Origin of the sequence: Burkholderia alba (assembly GCF_034721475.1) — a bacterium.
In the GTDB taxonomy this organism is placed as follows: domain Bacteria; phylum Pseudomonadota; class Gammaproteobacteria; order Burkholderiales; family Burkholderiaceae; genus Burkholderia; species Burkholderia alba.
On record NZ_JAWJWL010000082.1, the window covers coordinates 1 to 5,488 of the forward strand.

The 5,488-nt window shown below is 57.1% G+C and carries 9 protein-coding genes; 5 read left to right on the plus strand and 4 right to left on the minus strand.

The genetic code is table 11. From position 1 onward, the window contains the following. Window positions 1-102 precede the first annotated feature (102 nt). Window positions 103-393 (minus strand): hypothetical protein, encoded by a 291-nt coding sequence (locus RZR99_RS31940; protein WP_323123693.1) that lies wholly within the window; start codon window positions 391-393, stop codon window positions 103-105. Window positions 394-508: 115 nt separating this feature from the next. Then, window positions 509-664 (minus strand): site-specific integrase, encoded by a 156-nt coding sequence (locus tag RZR99_RS31945; RefSeq protein ID WP_323123701.1) that lies wholly within the window; start codon window positions 662-664, stop codon window positions 509-511. 692 nt (window positions 665-1,356) lie between these two features. Here RZR99_RS31945 and RZR99_RS31950 point away from each other — a divergent pair. Both RZR99_RS31950 and RZR99_RS31955 read left to right on the plus strand, forming a co-directional pair. After that, on the plus strand, window positions 1,357-1,515 hold the full coding sequence (locus tag RZR99_RS31950; RefSeq protein ID WP_323123694.1) for a hypothetical protein: 159 nt from the start codon (window positions 1,357-1,359) through the stop codon (window positions 1,513-1,515). Between the two features lie 128 nt (window positions 1,516-1,643). Then, window positions 1,644-1,937: a hypothetical protein gene (locus RZR99_RS31955; RefSeq protein ID WP_323123695.1), complete on the plus strand. Its 294-nt coding sequence runs from the start codon at window positions 1,644-1,646 to the stop codon at window positions 1,935-1,937. 145 nt (window positions 1,938-2,082) lie between these two features. Here the strand turns inward: RZR99_RS31955 and RZR99_RS31960 are convergent, their stop codons facing one another. After that, window positions 2,083-2,817, minus strand: coding sequence for an IS6 family transposase (locus RZR99_RS31960; protein ID WP_323123696.1), 735 nt, complete (start codon window positions 2,815-2,817; stop codon window positions 2,083-2,085). A 670-nt stretch (window positions 2,818-3,487) separates the two neighbouring features. Here RZR99_RS31960 and RZR99_RS31965 point away from each other — a divergent pair. From RZR99_RS31965 to RZR99_RS31975, 3 genes are read left to right on the plus strand one after another with little or no spacing between them, the layout of a single operon-like run. Further along, complete coding sequence (locus RZR99_RS31965) at window positions 3,488-4,009, plus strand: nucleoside 2-deoxyribosyltransferase (protein WP_323123697.1); 522 nt, start codon at window positions 3,488-3,490, stop codon at window positions 4,007-4,009. Window positions 4,010-4,057: 48 nt separating this feature from the next. Further along, window positions 4,058-4,528 carry a hypothetical protein gene (locus RZR99_RS31970; RefSeq protein ID WP_323123698.1) on the plus strand — a complete coding sequence of 157 codons (471 nt, stop codon included), beginning with the start codon at window positions 4,058-4,060 and terminating at the stop codon, window positions 4,526-4,528. 13 nt (window positions 4,529-4,541) lie between these two features. Then, window positions 4,542-4,991, plus strand: a complete 450-nt coding sequence (locus RZR99_RS31975) for a hypothetical protein (RefSeq protein WP_323123699.1) — start codon at window positions 4,542-4,544, stop codon at window positions 4,989-4,991. 56 nt (window positions 4,992-5,047) lie between these two features. Here the strand turns inward: RZR99_RS31975 and RZR99_RS31980 are convergent. Further along, window positions 5,048-5,488: DDE-type integrase/transposase/recombinase (locus tag RZR99_RS31980; RefSeq protein ID WP_323123700.1), on the minus strand; the 441-nt coding region annotated here is incomplete at its 5' end.

The following is a 5,488-nucleotide window of genomic DNA, read 5'->3' on the forward strand; positions in this document are numbered from 1 at the left end:
GGCTCCGTCAATCTAAACGTGCCCATCATGCTTTGAAAAAATTAGCTTCGGGAAACGGCCCGGCCGAGGCGCTTACGTCGCGGCATGTCATTGCCGCTTATCTCACCACGTCCAGCGCTCGCACGCCACCTCCGCCCACGCGGCGCTTTCCGAGACGCAGCGCTGCTGCTCCGCGATCAGGGCGATGGCGACCATCAAGTCGTCGACAGTCCGGTCGAGCGCGTCGGTGCCGTCGAACGGCACCTGCAGCGCCGTGGTGTGCTCGCGCGTCGGTGTGCGTGGGAAGCCGGCCAGCACTTCACGCTCAACGCGCTCCAGCGCGCGGACCTGGCCGCGGCCGCCCGGGCGCTTCGGCGCGATGCGCAGCGTCACGTACACGGTAGCCGTCGGCACCGATGCATCGGCTGCTATAGTGGCGGCCGGCACGGGTTCGCCACGCTCCGCGGCCGGCGTCGAGCCGGCGGCTGTTGAGGCTCATTAATTATGCTACCCGGACGCGTTAATTTTGCTAAATGCGCTGTTGTTCCGCATTCACGTAGATCGTGGTGGTCTGCAGCGAGGCGTGGCCCAGGGCCTGCTGCAAGACCTCGAGCGCCATTCCGGATGCGGCGGCCTGCGTGTCGAACGTGTGCCGGAACGCGTGTGGTGAGGTCTGCAGCCAGATACCGCCGCGACGATTCGACGAGGTCGATCGGTCGACCGAGTACGCGAATCACGACGTGCCGGGCGCCGCGCGACGTGTAGCCGGTCAGCTATGTGACCTCCCCATTCTCGACGCCGAATTTGTCACGTCCCGCAAGCATTGGCGACACAACCGTCGGCGCGACCAGCGGCAGGTCGGCGTCGCCGGCGTTGAGGTCCAGTACCCGATTCAGATCGACGCAACCACGTCAAATTACAATCAGCTTTATTAACAACCATTTTTTGTTATTGACGTGCGATTTTCAATGTAGCGTCCATAATGCGTGAATTGCCACGTTGTCGGCACTGATCATGTAATCATATGTTCGCTATTTAGTCAGCTGACACACTTTCATTTTGTGCGATTTATGCTATTTTCATGTTCAGTGAGATGCATGGCCATCCGGTCGGGTCACACCTAAAATATTTCGCCTCATCGTCAACTTATCTAATAGTTAATCTCAAATAATGGGATGGGAAATTACGAGGCTACGGCTCATAAAAATATTATGAATTGGTTTGTGGCGCATGTAAATGCAGCAAATCGATACCCTGCCAGATAGGTCATCTGGCGTTTATTGGGGAAATCCTCATGTTAGAACTTAATCAAAAAAAGTCGCAGCTGTTGCTGGCGGTAACTATGATGGCGGGGGGCTTGGTGACGCAATTGGCAACTTGAGTGAAGCGATTGGCAGTGCCTGGGAGAATCTCGGCAATGCCTTGACCGGCGGACTGTTTGCTCCGATTGGTGAAGCCGCATATGGCATCGGAGAAAAGATTACGACCGCTTTTGTGAATGTGTTTAACGGTATTTTTGGCGAGAAGCAATATTAATTCTGAATAACTGGATTTTTTAATTGAGAAATCTTTATATTCAGATGTTGCCCTGGCAGCGAGTAATTTATTCCTCGCTGCCAGGGTTTTTGATAAATGTAACATTGAAACTTTTTCAAGGAAGTGAAATGGAAAAACTTACCCATCAAGAAATCAAAAATGTCTCCGGTGCAGCTTATTTTACCGGTGGCAGCATTTTCGATGCCGTCGGAAATGTGATAGAGGCAGCGGGAATTGCCTCTGAAAAAACTGGCAATGCCGCTACTTTTGGTTTGTTCGCCCCGCTGGCCAGAGCAGCGTACGGTGTTGGTAAAGTGCTGACCACCGTCACCGTGAACACGGGTAATTCACTACTCCAGAATCTGTTTGACATTCCGACGCAGCAATATGTGGTCTCGCCTTTCAGCAACGATATTTCTTGATTCATTGATTAGATGGCGAGGATTGTGCCCCCTCGCTAAGTTCTGTCGCAATAAGGAAGAGCGGCGACGAGCGGTTCGAAGGTCGTTCGGACGGCATTGTCACGTTGGCGATGGCGGGATAAACCGGTGGTGTTCAGCCGGTTGCTCAGGCGGCGAAAGACGGATTTTGGGTCATGCCAGTGAAAAGTCGCCAGGTTTCGAAGCGCGTCGCGAGTTGCTTGCGATAGAGCGACGCGCGTAGCAAATGACGTTTGAGCGCGAAATGCTGGCGGATCGGACCGAAGCTCGACAGGAAGGCCTGCGTGCGTTTCGGGTCGCGAAAGCCACGCATGCGACGCTCGCGTTCGCGGGTGGGCTGGTGACTGTTCTCCGCCCGATTGTTCAGCCGGGCGGCCGCTTTGACGAACACATGCTTGACACGCGCAAGCGTTGGCATCTCGGCCTTTGCCGCCGGGTAGCTGCGCAACTGATCGGTGACGATCTTGCGCGGCACGGGGTTCGAGCGCAGCACACACTTGAAGAAACGCTTGGCTGCCGCCTTGTCGCGCAGCTTCTGCAGCAGGATGTCGATCTCGACGCCATGCTTGTCGACCGCTCGCCATAGGACGTAGGGTTCGCTGCGCAGCGTCACAAACATTTCGTCCAGATGCCAGGTGCTGCCTAGCTTGCGTCGTGCCACTTTAACACGATGCGCAAAGCTCCCACCGAACTTGTCGCACCAGCGGCGGATGCTCTCGTAGCTGACGATCACGCCACGCTCGAACAGCAGTTCTTCAATGTCGCGCAGACTGAGTTGGAAACGAAAGTACCAGCGAACCGCGTGGCTGATGACTGATGCAGGGAATCGATGGCCGTGATAGAGCGATTTCGACTTTTTCATCGCGATATCCTAACCCTTTCGCTCGTCAACGTGACAGTGCCGTGACGGTGTAAATGGCGCCCTGTCGCTTGCCGCGCCCGACTATCTGCGGCACCGGCAATTCGTCCTCGGATTGCTCGGCTACTACCTGCGACTTCCGCCGACAAACCGGGCACCGCTGGAGGAACTGACGACGTTGATTGCACGTAAAATCCCGATAGCGCAACTCGCTCGCTGGCCCGCGGCCGCAGTCGGCTGGGTGTCACCGGCATCGAACCTGTCACGACGTCCTCGAAGCCTGCCACGCGAGCGGCAACGAGCAAGAAAGCCGGTAAGACCGCCCCCTCTGTTCAGTACATGAAAGCATGCGCAACGCTACACGACCGCAGCTCATTTGCAGTTCATTCGTTCATATTTGCAGTTATTTCGTTCTTCGACACCAGGCGTTGGTGCATGGAGACGACCGCGAGTCGCGCACGGCGAACGGTCCGGCGGCCAGGAAACGGCGAGCGAACGTGTGCTCCGGGCTGAGAGGTCAATCAGGAATGCTGCGCAATTTCTGGCCGTGGCGCCGCCTCAGGTATACGATCGAGGTTGTATCCCATTCATGATCACCGCGGCGATCGTAGATCACGATGTGATCGCGATAACATGGCGGCTCACCTGCAGAAGACTTCTCTTGGAATACGGTATGGAACGTCCGCGCATTTATCTCACCGGCTTCGATGTATTTCGCCTTGACGCTGTTCAGCATGGACAGCACTTGAAAGCACTGTGCCGACAAGCTGGCTTCGACGGACTGTTTCCGCTCGATATCGTAGTCGATGATTGCATTGAGCCGGACCAACAAGCCGCGTGGGTCTGCGAAAACAATTTGTCGTTGATTCGCACGTGTGATGCCGTGATGGTCAATCTCGATGATATCCGCAGCATAGATGAACCTGATACCGGAACGGCCTTCGACGTCGGCTTCGCCGCGGCGCTCGGCAAACCCGTGTTCGCCTACGCCAAGGATGTTCGCCCATTAATCCATCGCGTGCCAAATTGCCGCGATGTGTACGGTCAAGCGATTTGCGAGCGCGGGTATCCGTGCGAGGATTTCGGCCTGCCGATGAACCTCATGCTTGCGCGTTCAATTACGCTGATCGAAGGTGGACCGAGTGAATGCCTGACCGCGATTGCGATCGCGAAAATTTTGCACGCGGCCACATAACGATTGAGATCTACGGGCAATGCAATGCTGATACGAGAGCGAGGACGATTGATCAAGCTGCTGCGCGCCGAGCGTCCGAAACCAGCCGGTCGAGTTCGACAGCGGGTGATCGGATCGTTCAGGGTGGACGAAGCGGTGCCCGTGGAGGTACTGGAGGCGCTAACCCGAGACGAACGCAGGACGCTGTCTCAGTGGCTCAGGGCCTACCACTACAGCCAGAGGCGCGCCGACGCCCTCGCAATACTGACAGGTCCGCAGGACCTCGACAAACTCGTCGCAGCGCTCAATGTCGCCGCCGACGTGCTCCAACCGAATGAAGCCGATCGCCTCTGGCACCAGGTGCAGGCGATCTCGCGAGCGTTGAAGCGCGCCGGTCATCCGCGCCCGGAACGCCGCGGCGCGGCGCCGTTGCCCGGCCAACTGGATCTGGTCGACGAGCTGGAGGCGACTAGCAACGCACCTGACTCACCAGTCTCGCCGTCGACGTCGAGCGATATGTCCTCGGCATCACTGCAGTGAGGTAACGGTTACGATGTTCCAACGAAGAACGATCGCCCGTGGCAAGCTGAGCAAGCGCATGTTGCTACCCATGCCGCGACACGAAATCGAAGCCATGTCGCTTCAGTACCGGACCGTGTTCGAAGCGTTACGTATGAGGTGCGGCTCGGCACATGGGTTGAGGACCTTGCTGCAGATGGTGATCTTCACGGGTTTCATCGACGAGGCGCGCCGTCATGAGATCCGGGCCGAGGTACTCGTCGCTGCAGAGCAAGGAATCAATGCAGCGTTCGAACGCGGTGAGCAGGATGGCGAGTGGTGGCTTGACGCGTATATCGAAGAACTCGTCGCGTCGCTGCTTGCTTGGCACGATGATCAATTGCGCACCACGCCGCTTGCTGTTTTGATGGAAACCGTTGAACGTATGGAACGATTCAAAGCTGGGAAATCGTACAATCGGCCGCCGGTTCGGCCAATACCTTGAGATGGCATTGTCACGTTGGCGATGGCAGGATAAAGCCGTAGTGTTCAGCCGGTCACTCAGGCTGCGAAAGACGGATTTTGGATCATGCCAGTGAAAAGTCGCCAGGTTTCGAACTGCGTCGCGAGCTGCTTGCGATAGAGCGACGCGCGTAGCACATGACGTTTGAGCGCGAAATGTTGCCGAATTGGGCCGAAGCACGACAAGAATACCTGCGTGCGCTGCGGATCTCGAAACCCACGCATGCGACGCTCGCGTTCGCGGGTAGGCTGATGACTGTTCTCGACGCGGTTGTTCACGTGCGCTGCGGCTTTGACAAGTACATGCTTCACATTCGCGGGTTCCGGAATGTCGGCCTTGGCCGCCGGATAGCTGCGTAGCTGATCGGTGACGATCATGCGCGGTGCCGGGCAGGTGCGCAGCACCCGCAGGAAGAAACGTTTGGCGGCGACTTTGTCGCGCCGCTTCTGCAACAGCACATCGAGTTCGGCACCATGTTC

Coding starts and splice junctions, on each gene's coding strand:
- RZR99_RS31955 (WP_323123695.1), top strand. CDS start 1,644: ATGGAAAAACTTACCCATCAAGAAATCAAAAATGTCTCCGGTGCAGCT.
- RZR99_RS31960 (WP_323123696.1), bottom strand. CDS start 2,817: ATGAAAAAGTCGAAATCGCTCTATCACGGCCATCGATTCCCTGCATCA.
- RZR99_RS31965 (WP_323123697.1), top strand. CDS start 3,488: ATGGAACGTCCGCGCATTTATCTCACCGGCTTCGATGTATTTCGCCTT.
- RZR99_RS31975 (WP_323123699.1), top strand. CDS start 4,542: ATGTTCCAACGAAGAACGATCGCCCGTGGCAAGCTGAGCAAGCGCATG.